The organism is Catellatospora bangladeshensis, assembly GCF_016862575.1.
GTDB lineage: Bacteria > Actinomycetota > Actinomycetes > Mycobacteriales > Micromonosporaceae > Catellatospora > Catellatospora bangladeshensis.
Window position 1 is genome coordinate 1 of the sequence record NZ_BONF01000108.1, and the last position, 697, is coordinate 697.

Below are 697 nucleotides of genomic sequence, written 5' to 3' on the forward strand. Positions count from 1 at the left end.
GCCGTCCAGCCGTTCACGGTGGACGGGAAGATCTACGGTGTTCCGTTCGACGTGGGCATGGTCGGGTTCTGGTACAACAAGGACCTGTTCGCCAAGGCCGGGATCACCGCGCCGCCGACCACGTGGGCCGAGCTGCTGACCACGGTCAGCAAGATCAAGGCCGCGGGCATCGTGCCGATCGCGCTGGCCGGCAAGGAGAAGTGGCCGGGGCACTTCTACTGGGCCTACCTCGCTATGCGCGTGGGCGGTCTGGGAGCGCTCCAGAAGGCGGCCGAGGACGGCAACTTCGACACCCCGGACTTCATCGCCGCTGGTCAGCGACTGAAGGAGCTGGTGGACCTCCAGCCGTTCCAGAAGGGCTTCCTCGGCGCGGACTACAGCTCGCCCGACGGCCAGGCGGCCACCATGGGCAACGGCGGCGCGGCGATGGAGCTGATGGGCCAGTGGGCGCCGTCGGTCCAGGCGTCGACCTCGACGAGCAAGAAGGGCCTGGGCGACAAGCTCGGCTACTTCGCGTTCCCGGCCGTGGACGGAGGCAAGGGCTCGGTGGCCGAGGCGTTCGGCGGCGGCAACGGGTTCGTGGTGGGCAAGAACGCGCCCGCGTCGACGCTCGACTTCCTGAAGACGCTGCTGGATGTGGTGAATCAGCGCAAGTCGGCGGCCACCGGTGCGGTGCTGCCGACGGTGAAGGACGCGG

1 protein-coding gene is annotated in these 697 nt (G+C 68.7%); it reads left to right on the forward strand.

Annotated elements, in window-relative coordinates; genetic code table 11:
* The coding region (locus Cba03nite_RS39450) for an ABC transporter substrate-binding protein (RefSeq protein WP_203757719.1) at positions 1-697 on the forward strand (697 nt) is incomplete at both ends.